Annotated in this window: 21 protein-coding genes; 8 read left to right on the top strand and 13 right to left on the bottom strand. The window is 68.4% G+C overall.

Annotation, left to right across the window (positions count from 1 at the left end; all coding sequences use genetic code 11):
- Nucleotides 1–29: 29 nt before the first annotated feature.
- The 4 genes from ACFCV3_RS09305 to ACFCV3_RS09290 form a co-directional block, all read right to left on the bottom strand.
- Nucleotides 30–584, bottom strand: coding sequence for a hypothetical protein (locus tag ACFCV3_RS09305; RefSeq protein WP_376027943.1), 555 nt, complete (start codon nucleotides 582–584; stop codon nucleotides 30–32).
- Nucleotides 584–1,057 carry a helix-turn-helix domain-containing protein gene (locus ACFCV3_RS09300; protein WP_376027941.1) on the bottom strand — a complete coding sequence of 158 codons (474 nt, stop codon included), beginning with the start codon at nucleotides 1,055–1,057 and terminating at the stop codon, nucleotides 584–586. Before ACFCV3_RS09300 ends, ACFCV3_RS09305 begins: the two co-directional genes overlap by 1 nt.
- Before the next feature lie 61 nt (nucleotides 1,058–1,118).
- Nucleotides 1,119–2,075, bottom strand: coding sequence for an asparaginase (locus tag ACFCV3_RS09295; protein WP_376027938.1), 957 nt, complete (start codon nucleotides 2,073–2,075; stop codon nucleotides 1,119–1,121).
- A 59-nt stretch (nucleotides 2,076–2,134) separates the two neighbouring features.
- Complete coding sequence (locus ACFCV3_RS09290) at nucleotides 2,135–3,127, bottom strand: YgfZ/GcvT domain-containing protein (protein ID WP_376027937.1); 993 nt, start codon at nucleotides 3,125–3,127, stop codon at nucleotides 2,135–2,137.
- A 109-nt stretch (nucleotides 3,128–3,236) separates the two neighbouring features.
- On the opposite strand from ACFCV3_RS09290, the gene ACFCV3_RS09285 reads away from it, so the two are divergent.
- A complete protein-coding gene (locus ACFCV3_RS09285) occupies nucleotides 3,237–4,058 on the top strand; it encodes an LLM class flavin-dependent oxidoreductase (RefSeq protein WP_376027934.1) in 822 nt (273 codons plus the stop codon).
- Nucleotides 4,059–4,444: 386 nt separating this feature from the next.
- Here the strand turns inward: ACFCV3_RS09285 and ACFCV3_RS09280 are convergent, their stop codons facing one another.
- On the bottom strand, nucleotides 4,445–5,812 hold the full coding sequence (locus tag ACFCV3_RS09280) for a cation:dicarboxylate symporter family transporter (protein WP_376027933.1): 1,368 nt from the start codon (nucleotides 5,810–5,812) through the stop codon (nucleotides 4,445–4,447).
- A gap of 130 nt (nucleotides 5,813–5,942) precedes the next feature.
- On the opposite strand from ACFCV3_RS09280, the gene ACFCV3_RS09275 reads away from it, so the two are divergent.
- The gene (locus ACFCV3_RS09275) at nucleotides 5,943–7,199 is read left to right on the top strand and encodes a sensor histidine kinase (RefSeq protein ID WP_376027930.1); all 1,257 of its coding nucleotides are present in this window, start codon (nucleotides 5,943–5,945) and stop codon (nucleotides 7,197–7,199) included.
- Nucleotides 7,192–7,872: a response regulator gene (locus ACFCV3_RS09270; RefSeq protein ID WP_376027928.1), complete on the top strand. Its 681-nt coding sequence runs from the start codon at nucleotides 7,192–7,194 to the stop codon at nucleotides 7,870–7,872. The genes ACFCV3_RS09275 and ACFCV3_RS09270 overlap by 8 nt, the downstream gene beginning before the upstream one ends.
- Here the strand turns inward: ACFCV3_RS09270 and ACFCV3_RS09265 are convergent.
- Nucleotides 7,869–8,363, bottom strand: coding sequence for an FABP family protein (locus ACFCV3_RS09265; protein WP_376027925.1), 495 nt, complete (start codon nucleotides 8,361–8,363; stop codon nucleotides 7,869–7,871). The genes ACFCV3_RS09270 and ACFCV3_RS09265 overlap by 4 nt on opposite strands.
- Before the next feature lie 118 nt (nucleotides 8,364–8,481).
- Here ACFCV3_RS09265 and ACFCV3_RS09260 point away from each other — a divergent pair, with 118 nt between their 5' ends.
- Nucleotides 8,482–8,892, top strand: a complete 411-nt coding sequence (locus ACFCV3_RS09260) for a DsrE family protein (RefSeq protein WP_376027923.1) — start codon at nucleotides 8,482–8,484, stop codon at nucleotides 8,890–8,892.
- Here the strand turns inward: ACFCV3_RS09260 and ACFCV3_RS09255 are convergent.
- Both ACFCV3_RS09255 and ACFCV3_RS09250 read right to left on the bottom strand, forming a co-directional pair.
- Nucleotides 8,889–10,406, bottom strand: coding sequence for a hypothetical protein (locus ACFCV3_RS09255; protein ID WP_376027921.1), 1,518 nt, complete (start codon nucleotides 10,404–10,406; stop codon nucleotides 8,889–8,891). The genes ACFCV3_RS09260 and ACFCV3_RS09255 overlap by 4 nt on opposite strands.
- Nucleotides 10,406–10,963 carry a hypothetical protein gene (locus ACFCV3_RS09250; RefSeq protein ID WP_376027919.1) on the bottom strand — a complete coding sequence of 186 codons (558 nt, stop codon included), beginning with the start codon at nucleotides 10,961–10,963 and terminating at the stop codon, nucleotides 10,406–10,408. The genes ACFCV3_RS09255 and ACFCV3_RS09250 overlap by 1 nt, the downstream gene beginning before the upstream one ends.
- A gap of 156 nt (nucleotides 10,964–11,119) precedes the next feature.
- Between ACFCV3_RS09250 and ACFCV3_RS09245 the strand changes: the two genes are divergently transcribed.
- The gene (locus ACFCV3_RS09245) at nucleotides 11,120–12,241 is read left to right on the top strand and encodes a molybdopterin-dependent oxidoreductase (RefSeq protein WP_376027917.1); all 1,122 of its coding nucleotides are present in this window, start codon (nucleotides 11,120–11,122) and stop codon (nucleotides 12,239–12,241) included.
- The gene (locus ACFCV3_RS09240) at nucleotides 12,238–12,693 is read left to right on the top strand and encodes a hypothetical protein (protein WP_376027915.1); all 456 of its coding nucleotides are present in this window, start codon (nucleotides 12,238–12,240) and stop codon (nucleotides 12,691–12,693) included. The genes ACFCV3_RS09245 and ACFCV3_RS09240 overlap by 4 nt, the downstream gene beginning before the upstream one ends.
- Here the strand turns inward: ACFCV3_RS09240 and ACFCV3_RS09235 are convergent.
- Nucleotides 12,630–13,460, bottom strand: coding sequence for a 3-keto-5-aminohexanoate cleavage protein (locus ACFCV3_RS09235; RefSeq protein WP_376027912.1), 831 nt, complete (start codon nucleotides 13,458–13,460; stop codon nucleotides 12,630–12,632). The two genes, ACFCV3_RS09240 and ACFCV3_RS09235, sit on opposite strands and share 64 nt — an antisense overlap.
- A 95-nt stretch (nucleotides 13,461–13,555) precedes the next feature.
- Here ACFCV3_RS09235 and dtd point away from each other — a divergent pair, with 95 nt between their 5' ends.
- On the top strand, nucleotides 13,556–13,981 hold the full coding sequence (gene dtd / locus ACFCV3_RS09230) for a D-aminoacyl-tRNA deacylase (RefSeq protein ID WP_376027909.1): 426 nt from the start codon (nucleotides 13,556–13,558) through the stop codon (nucleotides 13,979–13,981).
- 1 nt (nucleotide 13,982) lies between these two features.
- Entirely contained in the window at nucleotides 13,983–14,873 is an 891-nt protein-coding gene (locus ACFCV3_RS09225) for a GIY-YIG nuclease family protein (protein WP_376027906.1), read from the top strand.
- 83 nt (nucleotides 14,874–14,956) lie between these two features.
- Here the strand turns inward: ACFCV3_RS09225 and ACFCV3_RS09220 are convergent, their stop codons facing one another.
- The 4 genes from ACFCV3_RS09220 to ACFCV3_RS09205 form a co-directional block, all read right to left on the bottom strand.
- Nucleotides 14,957–16,183 carry a choice-of-anchor P family protein gene (locus ACFCV3_RS09220; protein WP_376027904.1) on the bottom strand — a complete coding sequence of 409 codons (1,227 nt, stop codon included), beginning with the start codon at nucleotides 16,181–16,183 and terminating at the stop codon, nucleotides 14,957–14,959.
- 304 nt (nucleotides 16,184–16,487) lie between these two features.
- On the bottom strand, nucleotides 16,488–16,784 hold the full coding sequence (locus ACFCV3_RS09215) for a DUF1416 domain-containing protein (RefSeq protein WP_132410608.1): 297 nt from the start codon (nucleotides 16,782–16,784) through the stop codon (nucleotides 16,488–16,490).
- Nucleotide 16,785: 1 nt separating this feature from the next.
- Nucleotides 16,786–17,634: a sulfurtransferase gene (locus tag ACFCV3_RS09210; protein ID WP_376027899.1), complete on the bottom strand. Its 849-nt coding sequence runs from the start codon at nucleotides 17,632–17,634 to the stop codon at nucleotides 16,786–16,788.
- 14 nt (nucleotides 17,635–17,648) lie between these two features.
- A complete protein-coding gene (locus ACFCV3_RS09205) occupies nucleotides 17,649–18,104 on the bottom strand; it encodes a DUF4395 domain-containing protein (protein ID WP_376027897.1) in 456 nt (151 codons plus the stop codon).
- Nucleotides 18,105–18,196 lie beyond the last annotated feature (92 nt).

Genomic DNA, 18,196 nt, shown 5'->3' with positions numbered 1-18,196 from the left:
ATTCACCCGTTGTCGGGCGAGAACTACTCTCAGTCGCCAACCTTGGCGGCCGCGTCGGTGGTGGCCTTCGCGGCCGTCTTCGCGGTCTTCTTGGCGGCAGTGGTGGTCGCCTTCACGTTCCGCTGCGCGGTCTCGGCGGTCTTCTTCACCGTGGTGCGAGTCGCCTTGGCCTTGCTGACCGTGGTCTTCGCGGCGGCCTCGAGGTCCTCGGTGGCCTTCTGCGAGCGGATCCGCTCGACCAGGTCCTTGCCGCGGCCGGCGAGGTCCTCGTAGGTCTCCTCGGCCTGGCCGAGCACGGTGGTGAAACCGGCCTGCGCGACGGCCGGCAGCTCACGCAGCTTGGCCGGGGCGGTGCGGGCGTCGGCGACCAGGGCCTCGAAGCGCTTGGTGATCTCGGCCTGGCGCTTGGTCAGCTCCGCAGTCAGCTCGCTCTGGCGCTTGGTGAGCTCGGCCTGCACGGTCTTCTGGTCGAGCTTGGCGAACCGGGTGGTGACGTCGGCGCCGACAGCGCGGACCTTCTCCACGGCCAGGTCGCCGGCACCGGCGATCGCGTACAACGGGGTGACGGGCGTACGGGTAGCCATCAGGCTTCTCCTCGGGATTTCGGCGAGTTGGTACTACGGGGTCGCGCAGGGGTCTTCTTGGCCGCGGCCCGCTTCTTCGCGGGCGCCGCGGCGGGCTCCTCGGCGTTCTCCCGGACGAAGGACGCGTACACGTCCAGCAGGACCCGCTTCTGCCGCTCGTTGAGCGCGGGGTCGAGCAGGACCGCGTCGACCACACCAGCGGCAGGTCGGCCGTCCGGGTTCTCGTCCGGATCGAGAATGCCGGCCCGTACGTACAAGGTCTCCGCGGAGATCCGCAGCGCCTTCGCGAGCTGCTGCAGCACATCGGCCGACGGTTTCCGCAGGCCGCGCTCGATCTGGCTCAGGTACGGGTTCGACACTCCGGCCAGATCCGACAGCTGCCGCAACGACAACTGCGCGTGCCGCCGCTGCTCGGCAAGGTACTCACCCACGGAGCCCACCGAACCGGCAACACGATCACTCAATCTGGCCATGCCCCCAGTCTGCTAGCAACGTGCTTGCAATTGCAAGCAGACCCGCCGTGACCTCACTCACCTACCCGAAGGTCGGACCATGCGGCCGAACGGAGCCGACCTCCACACCGCCACCCAGGAGCGGGAACTGGGACTGCTGGTCGATCACCTCGTGCTCGACCCCGAGCTTGCGCAGTACGGCGGCCATCACCACTGCCCGGGCGCGCGGCGTACCGTCCTCGATCTTGAGCGCGATCCCGCGACCGTCCTCGAGCCCCACGGCGTACACGGCCTCGGCACCCACCTTGCAGAAGAGGCCGGGTACGGCGCGCATCAGGGCCGCCTCGTCACGCGTACTCCCGCTGGCGTACTCGGGGTACGCCCGGAAGGCGTCCTTCACCTTCGCCTCGAGCGTGCCGGGTGCCGCGGCGGCGAACAGACCGAACGACCGGGCCAGACCGGCCAGGCTGATCGCGAGGATCGGCGCACCACAGCCGTCGACGGCGACGTACGAGACCTTCTCCCCCGCGATGTCCTCGACCGCGGCGCGGATGGCCTGCTGCAGCGGGTGGTCCGGCGAGCGGTAGGTGTCGATCGGCCAGCCGTTCGTCACGCAGGTCAGCAGCATCGCAGCGTGCTTGCCCGAGCAGTTCATCACGACCGATTCCTGGCCGTGGCCGCCCCGGACCCACGCGTCGCGCACCGCGTCCTCGATCGGGTACGCCGGTGGCGTCTGCAGCGCGGACTCGTCGAGGTTCGCGAGCGCGAGAATCTCGCGGACGCCCTCCACGTGGAACGCCTCGCCCGAATGCGACGCTCCCGCGAGGGACAACAACTTCCCGTCCAGCGGGAGGCCGTGGCGGAGCATGCCTACAGCTTGCATGGGTTTGTTGGAGGAGCGGGGGAACATCGGCTGGTCGGTGCTGCCGACCGACCAGGAGACGCTGCCGTCGGGGTCGGTGACGACGACGGAGCCACGGTGGTGGCCTTCGACGAAGCCGCTGCGGACGACATCGGCCAGGATCACAGGTTCGCTCACGGCACGAACTGTACGGCCTGAATGTCAGGAGCAAAAAGCGGTCTTGCGAATGATCCGGCTCACAGCCGGGAGCGGACGTGCAGGCCGACCTCGGGGTCGACCAGGAGCTCCTGGGTCGCGGTCACCGTCGGCTGATCCTCGGCGACCACCTCGAGGAGGGCCTCCGGGTCGACGTTCCGCTTGACCAGTGCGAGCGCGATCGGGCCGAGCTCGTGATGCCGGGCCGCGGAACCGATGAACCCGACCTGCTTCTCACCCGAACGAACGGCGTACCCGTGCGTGGGCAGGTGGTCGACCGAACCGTCCAGCAGCAGCCGGACCAGGCGGCGCGGCGGGCGGCCGAGGTTGTGGACGCGGGCGACCGTCTCCTGGCCGCGGTAGCAGCCCTTGTCCAGGTGAACACCGACGCCCAGCCAGCCCAACTCGTTCGGAATCGCGCGCTCGTCGGTGTCCAGGCCGAAGCGCGGGTGACCGGCCTCGATCCGGAGTGCCTCGTACGCCCAGATACCGGCCGCGGGGCCCTCCAGGGTGGCGAGCTCGGCGCGCGGGAGGAAGACCTCGTGACCGCCGAGCGAGTCCGCGCCGGAGCGCGTCAGGTGCTCGCCGGCGGCCGGGCCCGGGCGCCAGACGATCGCGTAGTCGTCCGTGACGTCGGTGATCTCGACGCGGGACATGAAGACCATCTTCTGCAGCCACTCGACCATCGCGGCCGCCGCACCGGGCTCGGTGTGCAGCCAGAACGTTTCGCCGTCGTCCACGCCGTACATCGCGTGCTCGACGTGACCGGTCGGTGACAGCAGGAGCGCGGTGGTCGACGTACCGGGCTTGAAGCCTTCGAAGTACTGGGTGGTGAGCGCGTGCAGCCAGGTCAGGCGGTCCGGCCCCTTGATCGTGACCACGTCACGGTGCGACAGGTCGACGAACGCCTCCCCGGCGACCAGGGCGCGTTGTTCCCGCAGATCCGAGCCGTAGTGCGCCGCGACTCCGGCGTCGAGTCCATCGGCCTCGACGGCCGCGGGCCGGTCGAGCAGGGGGCTGCGGGTCCGTGACATGTCACCAGAGTACGTCGCCCGGCGTACGGCGATCGCCTCCCACCGTGGGATGTGGACCGCAGGGGCTCACGGACACGCTGTTGGCACACCAGTTGAACGGAGACAGACGATGAGCGACAGGCGATTCCGGTTCGGCGTTGTGGGGAGTCCGACGACCGGGGCGGAATGGATGACGACCGTACGGCGGGCCGCGGAGCTCGGCTACTCGACCGTGCTGATGCCGGACGTGCTGCACCTTCCGGCACCGTTCCCGTCCTTGGCGATGGCGGCCGCGGTCGCCGGCATCCGCGTCGGGACCTTCGTGGCGGCGGTCCCGTTGCGGACGCCGCGGCAGGCCGCCTGGGAAGCGCACACGCTGACCCTGCTCACCGATGGCCGGTTCGACTTCGGGATCGGGACCGGTCGGCCGGATGCCGAGCAGCAGACGGCCGAGGTCGGCCTGCCCTGGGGCAACGCTCGCGAACGCCGTGAGCAGGTCGTCGAGACACTCGATCTACTCCGCAAGCTCGACGGAGAACGCCGTACGCCGGTCATGCTCGCCGCCGGCGGCCCCAAAGCCCTCGCGCTGGCCGCGGAACGAGCCGACATCGTCTCCCTCGCCAAGGACGCCACCACCCCACGCGAAGACGTCGCAGCCCTCGCGAAGCACCTCCGCGACCTGGCCGGCTCCCGGGCCGACGACATCGAACTCGCGATGAACCTCTTCGCCGCCGGCACCCGTCCCCTCCCCCCATGGACCAAACAGGCCGCTGGCATCGAGCCCGAAACCCTCGAAGCCATGGACTCCCTGATGCTCCTCCGCGGCACCCCACGCCAGATGGCCGACGAACTCCTCCGCCGCCGCGAAACCATCGGCGCCACCTACATCACCGTCAACGCCGCCTACCTGGAGGACCTCGCACCCGTCATCGAACTCCTAGCCGACAACTAACCGCCCGGCCCCACCCCCAACCACACGAACGGATATCAGTCCGTATCGCCCGTTCTCCAGCCTTCACAAGCCCCCAGAACAGGCAACACGGACGGATAACCCCGCGCGTTGCTCGTTCTCCGGGCTTCATCCCCCCAGAACGGGCAACACGGACGGATAACCCCGCGGGTTGCTCGTTCTCCGGGCTTTGTCAGGGCTCAGAACGGGCAACACGGACTGATATCCGCTCGTGTGGCGACGGCGGCTGGCGTCGCTGGTGGGCGCCAGGCGGGGTGGTGTGGGGCGCGCGGGGAGGTAGGCGGTGCGGGTACGGCGGGAGCGGGGGTGGGCAGGGGACTGCCCGCCGGGCTGTGGCTCCGGCGGGCAGTTGGGGGGTGGGGAGGGGGTTAGTGGGCGGCGGCGGTGCCGGGGGCGGTGGGTTGGGGGACGTCGCCGGCGTGGGTGTCGCCGGCGGCGAAGGCGGCTTCGTCGAAGGGGTCTTCGCCGGCGAAGACCTGGCGGGCCTGGGCTTTGTCGAAGTCGCCGACCCAGTGGCCGACCAGGACAGTGGCGACCGCGTTGCCCGCGAAGTTGGTGAGGGCGCGGGCCTCGGACATGAAGCGGTCGATACCGACGATCAGGCCGACACCGTCGACGAGTTCGGGGCGGTGCGACTGCAGGCCACCGGCCAGGGTGGCCAGGCCGGCGCCGGTGACACCGGCGGCGCCCTTGGAGGCGACGATCATGAAGACCAGCAGCGAGACCTGCTGACCGAGCGAGAACGGGGTGTCCATCGCCTCGGCGATGAACAGGGACGCCATCGTCAGGTAGATCGCGGTGCCGTCCAGGTTGAACGAGTATCCGGTCGGGACGGTGATACCGACGACCGGCTTACCGACACCGAGGTGTTCCATCTTCCCGATCAGTCGCGGCAACGCGGTCTCCGACGACGAGCTCGACACGATCAGCAGGAACTCACGGCCCAGGTACTTCAGTAGCTGGAAGATCGAGATCCCGGTGACGACCTTGAGAATGGTGCCCAGGACAAGGAAGACGAAGAGCGCACAGGTGATGTAGAAGGCGAGCATGATCTTCAGCAGGCTGACCAGCGCGGTCGAGCCGGCCGCGCCGACGACCGCGGCGAGTGCGCCGAAGGCACCGATCGGGGCGGTCCACATGATCATCGACAGGATCTTGAAGACCAGCCGCTGGATGTGACCGATGCCGACCAGGATCGGCTCGCCCTTCGAACCCATCGCCTGCAGCGCGAAGCCGACCAGCAGCGCGACCAGGACAGTCTGCAGGACCTCACCTTCGGTCAGCGAGGAGAGCAGCGACTTCGGGATGATCCCGAGGATGAAGTCGGTCGTCGTCTCGTGCGCACCGGAGGCCTGCTTCTGGCCGGCCTCGCGGAGCTTGTCGGTCAGGTTCAGGCCGGAGCCGGGCTGGACGAGGTTGCCGACCAGCAGACCGATGGCGAGGGCAACCGTCGACATCACCAGGAAGTAGACGAGCGCAAGGCCACCGACCTTGCCGACGGAGGCCGCCTGGCGGACCGAGCCGATCCCGATCACCAGGGTGCAGAAGATGATCGGGCTGATCAGCATCTTGATCAGGTTCACGAATCCGGTGCCGAGCGGCTTCAGCTCGACCGCGAAGCTCGGGAACAGCAGGCCGACACCGATACCGAGCAGAGCGGCGACGATGACGGCGATGTAGAGGAAGTGGGTTCGATCGTTCCGGACCGGGGTCGGTCGGGGTTCGGTCGTGGCCATGCGGGACTCCTGTATCGGCCGGCGGGCAGTACTGACAACCAAAGGGCTGGGAGGGCTTGAGTAACTGTGACGTGACGCACAGGAGAAGTGCGCGTTTCGTTCATATCGTTCTCGGTGCAGACTGTCGGTTGTGAAGCACCGGCCGTGGGAACTCCGTCGCCAGGTTCTCTGGCTGCAGACGGTCACGGTCCTGGTACTGATCGTGATGGTCTGGATCTCGCTGGTGGCCCGCTCCCGCGCCCAGTCCGACCGGGACGCGGCCGCGACCGGGACGACCCCGGCCGGATTGTGGGAGCTCATCCGCCTCGATGTGCGCCCGATGCTCGGTATCGCCAGCCTGATGCTCGGTGTCGCGATCGCCGGCAACGCCCTGGTCGCGTGGCGGGTCCGCCGCGCCACCCGCGGGATCGGCACCCAGTCGCTGGCCCGGATGCTCGACTTCTACGAGGGCGTCCTGCACGCGGCTCGCGAGGGCCTGATCCTGCTGGACGCCGACGGCCGGGTTCAGCTCGCGAACGACGAGGCTCTGCAGCTCCTCGGCCTGCACGAGGTCCCACCCGGTACGCCGATCGAGGAGCTCCACCTCGGTACGCCGCTGGCCGAACTGCTCCGCGACGGCCGGACGGCGTACGACGAACTCCACCTCGGCGCGGCCGGCGTCCTGGTCGTCAACCAGCAACCCTCCCGGGCCGGCCGGATCGTCACCCTGCGGGACCACACCGAGCTGCAGCGACTGCTGGGTGAGCTGGACGCGGTCCGCAGCCTGGCCGAATCGCTGCAGGCACAGAACCACGAAGCGTCGAACCGGCTGCACACGGTCGTCAGCCTGATCGAGATCGGCAAGCCCGAGCGGGCCAGGGAGTTCGCAGTGTCCGAGTTGCAGTTCGCCCAGGCGATGACGGATCGAGTGGTCGGCACGGTCGGCGACCCGGTGCTGGCGTCGCTGCTGCTCGCCAAGCTGGCGCAGGCCCAGGAGCGCGGTGTCACGCTCACGCTCGAGCTCGGCAACGAGCCCTTGAACACCCGGCTCCCGGCCCAGGACGTCGTCACGGTCGTCGGCAACCTCCTCGACAACGCGATCGAGGCCGCCCGCGGCGGACCGGCACCCCGCCGCGTCGAGCTCCGAGCCGGTACGACGCCCGACGCGATCGACCTGATTGTCACCAACACCGGCGCCGAGCTGGCTGCGACAGAGCTGGCGCACATGTTCGAGCGCGGCTGGAGCACGAAGGCCGAGCCCGGTCATGGCCTCGGGCTCGTCCTCGTCCGCAGTACGGTCGACCGCTGGCAGGGCACGCTGATGGTCGATCCGGATTCGGAGCTGGCCGACGTACCGGCTCTGACCGTGCGGGTCCGGCTGCCGCGGGCGGTGAGCGCCAGTGCCTGACCTGCGGGTCCTCGTGGTCGAGGACGACCCGGTCGCGGCCGAGGCACATCGCACGTACGTCGATCGCCTGCCCGGCTTCACGTGTATCGGTATCGCCAGTACGGCGGCTCGCGCGCTGCAGGTGCTCACCCGGCCGGGCGTGGATCTCGTGCTGCTGGACATGAACCTGCCGGACGGTCACGGGCTGGACGTGGTTCGCCGGATGCGGGCCCAAGGCAACCAAACTGACGTGGTCGCGGTGACGTCGGCCCGGGAGGTCGCGGCGGTCCAGGCGGCGGCGCGGATCGGGGTCGTGCAATACGTGCTGAAACCCTTTGCCTACGAGACTTTGCGCGACCGGCTCACGGCCTACGCCCGCCAGCGCCGCGCCGCCGAATCCGGCCAGGTGGTCGCCGATCAGGACGAGGTCGACCGTTTGTTGCACCCGGCAAGAACCACGTCCTCGGTCCCGAAGGGTCTCGCCGGGTCGGTACTCGACCGCGTGGTCCAGCTCCTCGGCAACCGCGAGGGCTGGACCGCCGAGGAGATTGCCACCTCGCTAGGCACGTCCCGCATCACCGCACGCCGCTACTTGGAGCACCTCGCCGACCAAGGTCAGGCACTGCGGACCCAGCGGTACGACGGGCGCAGTGGCCGTCCGAAGGTGGAGTACAGCTGGGTGGCGGAGAGTTAGGAGCGGACGAGGGTTGCCCAGAGGTGGGGCTGGAGGGGCTGGCCCTCGGCGGCCATGTCGTAGGCCCACATCAGCTCGCCTTTGACGAGGCCGTAGAGGCGGTGGCCGGCGGTGACTTCCTTGGCGGTCTGGGTCCGGGCGACTACGTCGGTCCGCATCTCCACCTTGGCGCCCTCGATCTCGCCGTACCAGATCTCGGCGAAGCCGGTCGGGTGCGCGAGGATCACCTCGAGCTTGTTGTCCGGCTTCGGCCGCCAGAACCCGGTCTCGAGGGCCAGCGGACGCTCCCGCTTACCGTCCGCGCCGACCACGAAGGTCTGGCTGACGTAGTGCAGGAACGGCTTGCCGTTGTGGCTGAAGTCGATCTGCTGCCCGAACTCGAACTTCTCGATGGTCGGGTAGTCACCGTGCCCGCGGCCCTCCCAGCGACCGAGCAGCCAGGCCAGCGGCATCAGGTCGGGGTGCAGGTTCTGCGGGATCTCGAACGCCATCGGGGTCGCTCAGCTCGCCTGCCGGCCGCGGAACAGCCGATAGACGACGTATGCCGAGAACCAGCCCATGAAGATCGTGACCAGGACCAGCAGCGTGGTGAAGATGACGTGGAGCACGGTGACGAGTCTAGAGGATGGTTCGCGGGCCTTCGGCTACCGTGGCGTGATGTCCCGCACGCTGGTGATCAAACTGACCGCAGGCGCCGACGAGGCCGAGCGCGCCAACCAGGCCTTCACGGTCGCGGCGGCCGCGGTCGCCGCCGGCGCCGAGGTGTCGCTCTGGCTGACCGGTGACGCCGTCTGGTTCGCCGTCCCCGGGCGAGCCGAGACCTTCGAACTCCCGTACGCCGCTCCACTCGCGGATCTGCTCGCGGCTGTCTTGGAAGGCGGTCAGCTCACGGCCTGCACCCAGTGCGTGAAGCGCCGCGACCTGACCGAGGCCGACCTGCTCCCCGGTACGCGGATCGCCGGCGCGCCCGCGTTCACCGAGGAGATCCTGGCCGACAACGCCCAGGCGATCGTCTACTAGCCCTTCTTCAGCTCGTGGCTGCTTTGTTCACGGCTGCCGCGCTGGGTGGTCTTCGCGTGCACCTGGCCTGCCGTCTGGCCGCCGCGGGCGCCGTCCAGCGCCTCCCCGTTCGGAGGGCTGCTGACTGCACCGCTCGGGTTCGGCGTACCGGCGCTGTACTGCTCCTGGGCCTGGCGGATCTCGTCCGGTGACATGCCGGGGCGGTTCGAGCCGTCCTGGGGGTTGGCGCCCCGCTGGTTCTCCCGGTCGAGCCGCTCCTGCTCCAGCACCTGGTCGACTGCCTGCACGCGACCGTCCGGCTGCTCCGCCTGCTCGGCGGCCTCGTTCGCCACCTGATGGTCACCGCCGGTCGCGAAGCCCTCCCCCGTGCCGACGTCAGCCTGCTCGCGGTCCTCCTCCTGCTGCCGCTCGGTCTCCTGCTCGCGGCGGCTCTCCGGCCCCTCGCCGTCCAGGCCCTCCTGCTCAACGGACTCAACGGACTCGGCCTGCTGCTCGCGATCCTCCTGAGCCTGCGGTTCGCGCTCCTGCTGCTCGCGGACCTGCTCCTGAGTCTGCTCCTGCGGATCCTGGGCCTGGTCAGGCTGCTCCTGCTGAGCCTCGTCGCGCTGCTCCTGCTCGACCCGCTCCTGCTGCTGAACCTGCTCCTGGCGAGTCTCCGTCTGCTCCTGCTCCGGAGCTTCCTGCGCCTGGTCCTGCTGGTTGCGAGTCTCATCCACCTCGCGCGGCGGCAGCTCACCGCGCTGCTCCGCCTCGGTGCGCATCTGCTCCATCACCTCGCGGTTGCCGAGACCGTCCCAGTTCTCCATCTGCTCGCGCTGCTGCTCCGCGATCTCCTGGCGCTGCGCCTCCATCGACTCCCGCGACTGCTCGCGATCAGCCTCGTAGTCGGCCTGCATCTGCTCAGCGGTCTGGTCGAAGTCGTCGTCAAGCGCGGGCGCAGCCGCGGCAGCACCGATCGGCAGCTGGGGATTCGGCGTACCGGTCTCGCGCTTCTCCTCCTCCTGGCGCTTGCGCTCCTCTTCCTCGCGCTTGCGCTTCTCCTCCTCCTCGCGCCGGCGCTCCTCTTCCTCGCGCTCGCGCTGCTCCTGCTCCTCGCGTTCGCGCTCGTCCTGCTGCTCCTGCTCGTCCCGCTCGTCGACGTCGTCGGTGACCTCGTCGAGCTCGTCACGATCGTCGACCGAATTGTCCGGGTTGCCGTCCTGGTTCAGGTCCTGGTTCGCCTCGAGCTCCCGCTGCCGGTCGTCGAGCTGGCGTTGCAGATCGGCCTCGCGCTCACGGAGCACCTGCAGCTGCTGCTCGAGCCGCGCGTACTGATCGGCCGGCGGCCGGTCGTTCATCGCCCGGTCGATATCCGGGTTGTGGGTCCGGATGTTCCGGATCTCCTCGATCAGCGGCCGCGGCATCTGGGCCTGCCGATTCCGCTCGAGCTGCTGCCGGTACCTGTCCAGGCCGCGGACCAGCTTCCTGATCTGCTTGAACAGGATCTCCAGCATCTCTTCGGCTTCATCAGCCATCAGGCGACCTCGCTCGCATAGACGGAGTACCCGAACCCGGCCTGTGGGGTGTCCACAGTCGGCTGCGTGGCATAAAGGTGGAACTCGGCGCCCGGGCGCAGCCAGACGGCCAGGTGCCGCCGCCGGTCCCGCCACTCCGGGGGAACCCGCGGATCCGACCCAGGACCGACGTACACCGGGGGACCCCAGTGCCGGCGGCCGCGCTCGATCTCGTCCGGCCAGTGCTCGTCGAGGCCCTCCTCGGCCGCGGCGAGCTCACCGGGACCGATCTCGTACGCCGACCACCCGCTGCGCGGGCTCTCCGGCAGCACGGCGTCGGGCAGCAACAGCATCACCGTCTCGCGCGGGGTGACCAGGCCCCAGGTGAAGCGCTCGGGGTCGATGTTCCCCGGCGCCCAGGGCCGCCAGCCGGTGGCAGCAGTGATCCGCAGGACGCGCTCCCGGATCGCCTCCGGGCCGGCCCCGGGCGGCCCCCAGACCGAGGTCCAGTCGGACACTTCGGCCAGGTCCGCCATCGCCCGCTCGTCGTCCTCGAACGACCGCTGCTGCGTCTTCACCTGCTGCACACTCCTCTCCGCTGATCCGGCCCAGCCTATGCCTTCGGCAGGCCGGGCACCCCTGGATAGACGTGCCGAAAGCGGCAACGGATCCCGTTCGCGAGCAGTAACCGCGCACGCCCGTTCGGCACCGGCGATCTGCGGTGTAGTTGAGTCATGAAGCTTCCGGCCCCTCCGACGGAGAAGTCGTTCCGCTCACCGCTGCATCATCCCCGGGTCGCGACGGTGATCGGGCGCTGGCTGGCCGCGGCGGTGGTGATCTGCTTCCTGACCGGCCTGTTCAGCCATCTCGTCCAGGAAACGCCCGCCTGGCTGCACATTCCCACCCGACCGGCCTCGCTCTACCGGGTGACCCAAGGGCTGCACGTGCTGAGCGGCACGATCGCCGTACCGTTGCTGCTGGCAAAACTCTGGACCGTCTACCCCAAGCTCTTCAACCTCAAGGGCATCCTGGAGAAGGTATCGATCCTGGTTCTGGTCTCCGCACTGGCTCTGGAACTCTTCATCGGCTACCTCAACACCCTGCAGTGGTATCCGTGGCCCTTCCCCTTCAAGCAAACGCATTACGCCCTGGCCTGGATCATCGTCGGCGCACTCCTCGTCCACATCGCCGTCAAACTCCCGCTGATCCGTACCCATTGGCGCCGTACGACGGAAGCCGTACCCGAGTCCTTGCCGCCAGCAACGACCGGGCTGACCCGCCGCGGTCTGTTCCGCACCGTCGCCGGTGCCGCCTCACTCGTCGGTATCAGCAGCATCGGTCAGTCCGTCCCGGTCTTCGGTCCGGTCGCCGTCCTCGCGCCTCGCAAGCCGAACGTCGGCCCGCAAGGACTGCCCGTCAACCGCACGGCCCACGACGCGGGCGTCTCCGGAATCGCCGCCGACTGGCGCTTCACCATCAGTGGCCCACAGCAACTTTCCTACTCACTCACCGAGCTACAGCAGCTCCCGCAGAGTCGCTCCGACCTACCGATTGCCTGCGTCGAAGGCTGGAGCCAAGGCGCCCAGTGGGAAGGCATCCGGATCCGCGATCTTCTCCACCTCTGTGGAGCACCAGCGTCCTCGCGCGTGCGCGTCGTCTCGATGGAGAAGGGCGGTTTCTACGCAACGACAGAGCTTCCACCCGAGTACGCCGCCGATCCGCTGACCCTGCTCGCGCTCCGGCTGAACGGCGGGGAGCTGGCTCTCGACCACGGCTTCCCGGCCCGGATCATCGCGCCCAACCGCCCCGGTGTCCTGCAGACCAAATGGGTGCACAAGCTGGAGGTCATCGCATGAAGACGCGCGCCGCCCTGGCCACCCTCGGAGTCGGCTTCGGTCTCTGGGGAGTCTGGCTGATGCTCCAGTCCTTGGAACCACAGGCGTTGATCCGCCTACCACTCTGGCTGGGTGGGGCAGTGATCGCCGACGACCTCGTCCTCGTCCCGACCACGGTCGCCGTCGGCTGGCTCGTCACCCGCTGGTCGATCGGCCCCGACCATCACCGCACGGTCGGCGCCGTCCGCACCACTTTGCTGTACATCGGGATCACGACCCTGATCGCGATTCCGCTGCTGCTCCGCCAGGGCAAGGGCGCGAACCCGACGGTCCTGCCGCGCAACTACCTCCGCGACTGGTTATTGCTCGAAGCAACAATCATCGCGGTCGGGCTGGTGGTCTTCCTGGTTCAGCGATCACGCTTGACGTTGAGGAGAACGCGCGCCTCGTCCGGTGACATCGGCGGCCGCTGAGCCATCGTCGCCAGCGCGGCGGCACGCTCGACCAGCTCGGCGTTGTGGTTCACCGGCAGCCCCTTCGCCAGCGTCAGGGTGTCCTCCATGCCGACCCGGAGATGGCCGCCCTTCGACAACGCTGCCAGCGCGACGGTGATCGACGTACGGCCGATGCCGGTCGCGGACCAGGACGTCACCGCGGGCGGCAGCGCGTTGACCGCGGCCACCAGGGCGTCCGCCGTACCGGGCATGCCGCCGGGGACCCCCATCACCAGGTCGCAGTGCACGCGGCCGCCGTACGGGAGGCCGAACTTGTCCAGCAGCCGGTGCAGCGCCGCGACATGACCGAGGTCGAACAGCTCGAACTCCGGGACGATCTCGCGCTCCTGGCTGAGCTGGTAGAGCTCGGTCACGAACGGCCACGGGTTCATGAAGACGTCGTCGCCGAAATTGACCGTGCCCATCGTGAGCGAGCAGGAGTCCGGCTCGGCGTCCAGCACCCGCAGCCGGTGGTCGTACGGATCGGTGACCGCGCCGCCACTGGAGAGCTGCACGATCAGGCCCGTGTTCGCCCGTACTGCGCCCACCGCCTCGGTCAGCCGGCCGAGGTCGAGCGTCGGACGGTGCTCACCGTCGCGGATGTGCAGGTGGATCATCGCGGCCCCGGCCGCCTCGCACCGCTTCGCCGTCTCGACCAGCTCGTCGAGGGTGGTGGGCAACGCCGGGCAGTCCGCCTTCGCGGTCTCGGCGCCGGTGGGGGCAACAGTGATCAGAGTCGAGGCCATGAAACAAATACTGCCAGATCCTGACCCGTGGCGAGAAGATCACCGGTTGCACGCCGGACTCGCAGGATATCTTCCGGCACGGCAGGATTGTCTTTATGAGAGCAGTCGTACAGCGGGTCAGTCAGGCATCGGTCACGGTCGAAGGGGCGGTGGTTGGGGCGATCGAGGGGCCGGGCTTGCTGGTCCTGCTCGGGGTGACCCACGACGACACGGCCGCGACGGCGAAGGCACTCGCCGCCAAAATCTGGACGCTTCGCATCCTGCACGATGAGCGCTCGGCCTCGGACGAGCAGGCGCCGATCCTCGCGATCAGCCAGTTCACCCTGTACGCCGACACCCGCAAGGGCCGCCGCCCGTCCTGGAACGCCGCCGCCCCCGGTCCCGTCTCCGAACCTCTGTACGACGCCTTCTGCGCAGCCCTGGAGGAGTTGGGCGCCAAGGTGGAGCGCGGCAGGTTCGGCGCCCACATGGATGTGAGCCTGGTCAACGACGGCCCGGTCACCCTGATTCTCGACGCCTGACATGGACCAGGCCCGTCTGGTCGCGCGCCGGCTGCCGCAGGCCCCCGGTGTCTACCGGTTCCGCGACGACAACGGCCGCATCCTGTACATCGGCCGGGCGGTCAACCTGCGCCGCCGCGTGCTGTCGTACTGGACGCATCTCGGCGACCGCCCGCGGCTGGCGCGGATGGTGAATCGGATCGCCCGTGTCGAGGGCGTGGAGTGCGACTCCGAACACGAGGCCGCCTGGCTCGAGCGCAACCTGCTCGAGCACACCAAGCCCCGCTGGAACCGCACCGAGGGTGGCGCCGAGGTCGTCGGCTACATCCGCTTCGATCCCGACGGCCCGCGATTCACCCACGAACTGGAACTCACCAGGAAGCATTTCGGGCCGTATCTCGGTGGGCTCCGCGTGCGGCAGGCGATCTCGGCCATCCAGCGGGTGATCCCGTTGCAGTACACGACCGAGGCGACCGGATCCGTCCGGGAGTTCGCCAAACTCTTCGGCGTCGGCCCCGACGATCGCGAGATGCTGACGCAGGCCGCGTACGCCGTACTCGACCGCGAGCCGAGCGCGGTGGCCGCCGTACGGGACGAACTGACGCGGCGGCGCGATCAGGCCGCGGGTGCCCTGCGGTTCGAGTTCGCGGGGAAACTGCAGGACGAACTGGCGGCGTTCGAGTGGATCGTGGCGGAGCAGAAGGTGTCGCTGCTGGCAGCCGACGACGCCGATGTGCACGGCTGGGCCGATGGGGTCATGGTCAGCTTCGGCCTGCGCGACGGGCGGGTGCGGACGTGGACACAGCACGCGATGACTGAACGGACAGCGCGGGAGCGGGTAGCGGCGACTCCGGCCGGCTGGCAGTTGTTTGCCCAGCGCAACGCCGAGCTCGCTGCCCGCTTACTGGCATAGAGAAACCGCCCCGGATCCCGAAGGACCCGAGGCGGTTCTCAAGATTCTGAGACGGTGAGGTTCGACTCAGACAGGTGGCTCGATCAGCCGATGACGCCCGCGGCGGAGTGGCCGACGACAACCTTGGTGTTCAGGCTGTAGACGTCGATCACGAGCGCGTTCACCGCGATGTACCGCTGCTGCTTGACGACCTGGTTGAAGGTCAGCTTGGCGATGCCGGGGATGTCCAGCGTGGAGTTCACGCCGGTCTTGACCGGGTAGGTCTTACCGTTGACCGTGATCGAGGCGATGCTCGACGACGACTTGACGCCGTAGTCGCCGCTCTTGTTCTTCCACGCCGAGGCCGAGGAGTTGATGGCACCGATCGACAGGTTGCCGACCTTCACCCCCGCGACGTGCGAGGTGAAGTTGACGGCGGCCTTGTCGGCGTTCTGGTAGCCGTTCTTCGTGGTGTAAGCAGCACCGACGTAGGCGACCTTCGGAATGACGACCTCGCCCACCGAGGCGCGGATCGTCTTGCCCTCGGTGCCCTTGCAGGTGGCCTGGTACGACGTCGGGCCGGAAACGACCAGCTTGTCGACGTTCGCCTTGGTCACGTAGGCGTCACCGATGACGACACCGACGGCCGGCTTGGCGATCTCCGCACGCGTCTTCAGGATCGCGACGTCGACACCCTCCGGGATGTACTTGTTCTTCACGTTCGCGTGGACCACGACGGCCTGCGCGTACGAGTAGATACCGCTCTCGCTCTTCACGCCACCGACGCGGTTCAGCACGATGTAACCGAGGCCCGGAACGGCGACCTTGGTGTTCCACTTCGGCTTGAGCAGCGACGGCACCGAGACAGCGCCGATCTTCACGCCGGCGTACGTCGTGTTGCCGGTGTAGGACAGCTTGCCGTTCTTGTACACCGCCGTGGTGGTGGTCTTCACACCGGTCAGGTGCAGCAGGTTGCCGATCTTGATGTCGACAGCAGATGCATTGCTGGTGACGCCGTTGCCGTTCTTGTTGTTGAACGCCTGGGTGTCGGTCCGCACGGTGCGCGCGATGGCCTGGTTGTTGACGTTCGCCGCGGCGACGTCGTTCGACATCCGGGCCGACGAGTTCGTGGTGCAGCTGATGGTGCTCACGGTCTGCGGGCCGCTGTTGACGACACCTCCCGTGGCCTCAACGCCGATGCCGTAGCCGCTGTAGCCGAAGACCGGCGACGCGGACGCCGAGCCCGAAGTCAGCGCGATCGTAGAAGCAACGCCGACGACCGCCGCTACACCGACGGCGGCGAGCTTCTTGTATCCGATGCGGGGTCCCATGACCCCTCCTCCCTGAGTGATGACATGACCCGTAGCGCGGGCCAGGACACAGAGCACAACTCAGGTGGTTGCGGTAGGTAACGAGCCTGATGCGCTCCGAGACCAAACCGTTACCTTGCAGTTCAATCACCGAGATCCGGACCGGCTACCCATAACCCCGGACGAATGACCGCGGAACCCGTTGCGGACAACAGGTTCCGGGCATACCGAAGGGCCCGGACGCGCAAGGTCCGGGCCCCTCGGGAACTGCCTCAGGGTGGGCTGCCGTCCCGTGACGGCGGCACCATCTGTAACGAGCGAAAGGTCAGACGGTAACGGCCACTTCCGCGACCGCGCCGTACTGGGCCACTACCTGGCGGTCGACCGGGTCGGCCTTCGGCGCCAGCGTGCGCAGCGTCCACTCGCCCGGCTTGGCGAAGAAGCGGAAGTGTCCGGTCGCCGAGGTCGGTACCTCGGCGGTGAACTCACCCGTTGCGTCCAGCAACCGCACGTACGCGCCACCGACCGGCTCGTCGCCGCGCAGCACCTGGCCCTGGATGACGGCTTCCTTGTCCACGTCGACGCCCTTGAGATCAAGGCCGCCCTTCTTGGCTCCGCACATGTCAGGCCTCCCCGGGCTCGTCGCCGAGGGCAACCGGTACGCCGACCAGCGAACCCCACTCGGTCCACGAACCGTCGTAGTTCTTCACGTTCTCCTGACCGAGCAGCTCGTGCAGCACGAACCAGGTGTGCGCCGAGCGCTCGCCGATCCGGCAGTACGCGATGGTGTCCTTGCCGAAGTCGACCCCGGCGTCGGCGTACAGGGTCTTCAGCTCGTCGTCGGAGCGGAAGGTGCCGTCGTCGTTGGCCGCCTTGCTCCACGGGATGCTGGCGGCGGTCGGGATGTGACCCGCACGCTGCGCCTGCTCCTGCGGAAGGTGGGCCGGTGCGAGCAGCCGACCGGCGTACTCGTCGGGGCTACGGACGTCCACCAGGTTCTTCACGCCGATAGCGTCCTTGACCTCGTCGCGGAAGGCGCGGATGGTGAGGTCCGGCTCCTTGGCGACGTACTCGGTGGCCTCGCGCTTGACGGCCTCGTCGGTCAGCTCGCGGCTGTCCAGCTCCCAGCGCTTGCGGCCACCGTCGAGCAGGCGGACGTCGGCGTGACCGTAGAGCTTGAAGTACCAGAACGCGTAAGCGGCGAACCAGTTGTTGTTACCGCCGTACAGCACCACGGTGTCGTCGTTCTTGACGCCGCGACCGGACAGCAGCTCCTGGAACTGCTGCTGGTTGACGAAGTCCCGGCGGACCGGGTCCTGCAGGTCGTCCTTCCAGTCCAGCTTGATCGCACCGGCGATGTGGCCGGCGTCGTACGCCGAGACGTCCTCGTCGACCTCGATCAGGACCACGTTCGCGTCGTTCTTGTGCTCTTCGACCCAGTCGGCCGAGACGAGCGCAGTTTCCCTGCTCATGTGTGCTGCCTCTCTTAATTGGTAGCGGTGCTTGGCGTACGAATGCGTTGGATCAGCAGAAAGGCCTCGCAGCCGAGGCAGAGCCCCACGGCCGCGTTCACGAACGCGGCGACGAGGGCGAATCCGGTGGCGACCACTCCGAGCACGATCGCGCCGCTCAGGTAGCCGATCAGGCCGACGATCGCGAAGATCAGCCCGACCAGCTGGGCGAACCGCGGCGGGGCCGCGTCCTCCAGCTCCTTCGGCGGACCCAGGCGGGGGCGCACCACCCGCTTGAAGAACTGGCCGTACGGCGATGCCTGGACGCCGAAGGCGGTCCCGATCGCGAACACCAGTGTCTGGACCGCCAGGATCCACGGGTTACCGAGGATCAGTGTCAACGCCAGCAGAACCGCGGTCACACCGGCTGCGAACCGGAGCCCCCGCGGGTCGACCTGGGGAGGAGTGTGATTGGCCGTCTGTTCGGACATGACGACTCCTGGAGGAGGAGTGGTTCGAGCCGGACCCGCCCGTACCCGCGGGAGACGACGTACGTGGAACCGCGCTCAGCGATCAGTTCCAC

This window comes from Kribbella sp. NPDC056345, assembly GCF_042262745.1.
GTDB lineage: Bacteria > Actinomycetota > Actinomycetes > Propionibacteriales > Kribbellaceae > Kribbella.
This window is presented reverse-complemented; position numbering and strand designations above follow the sequence as displayed.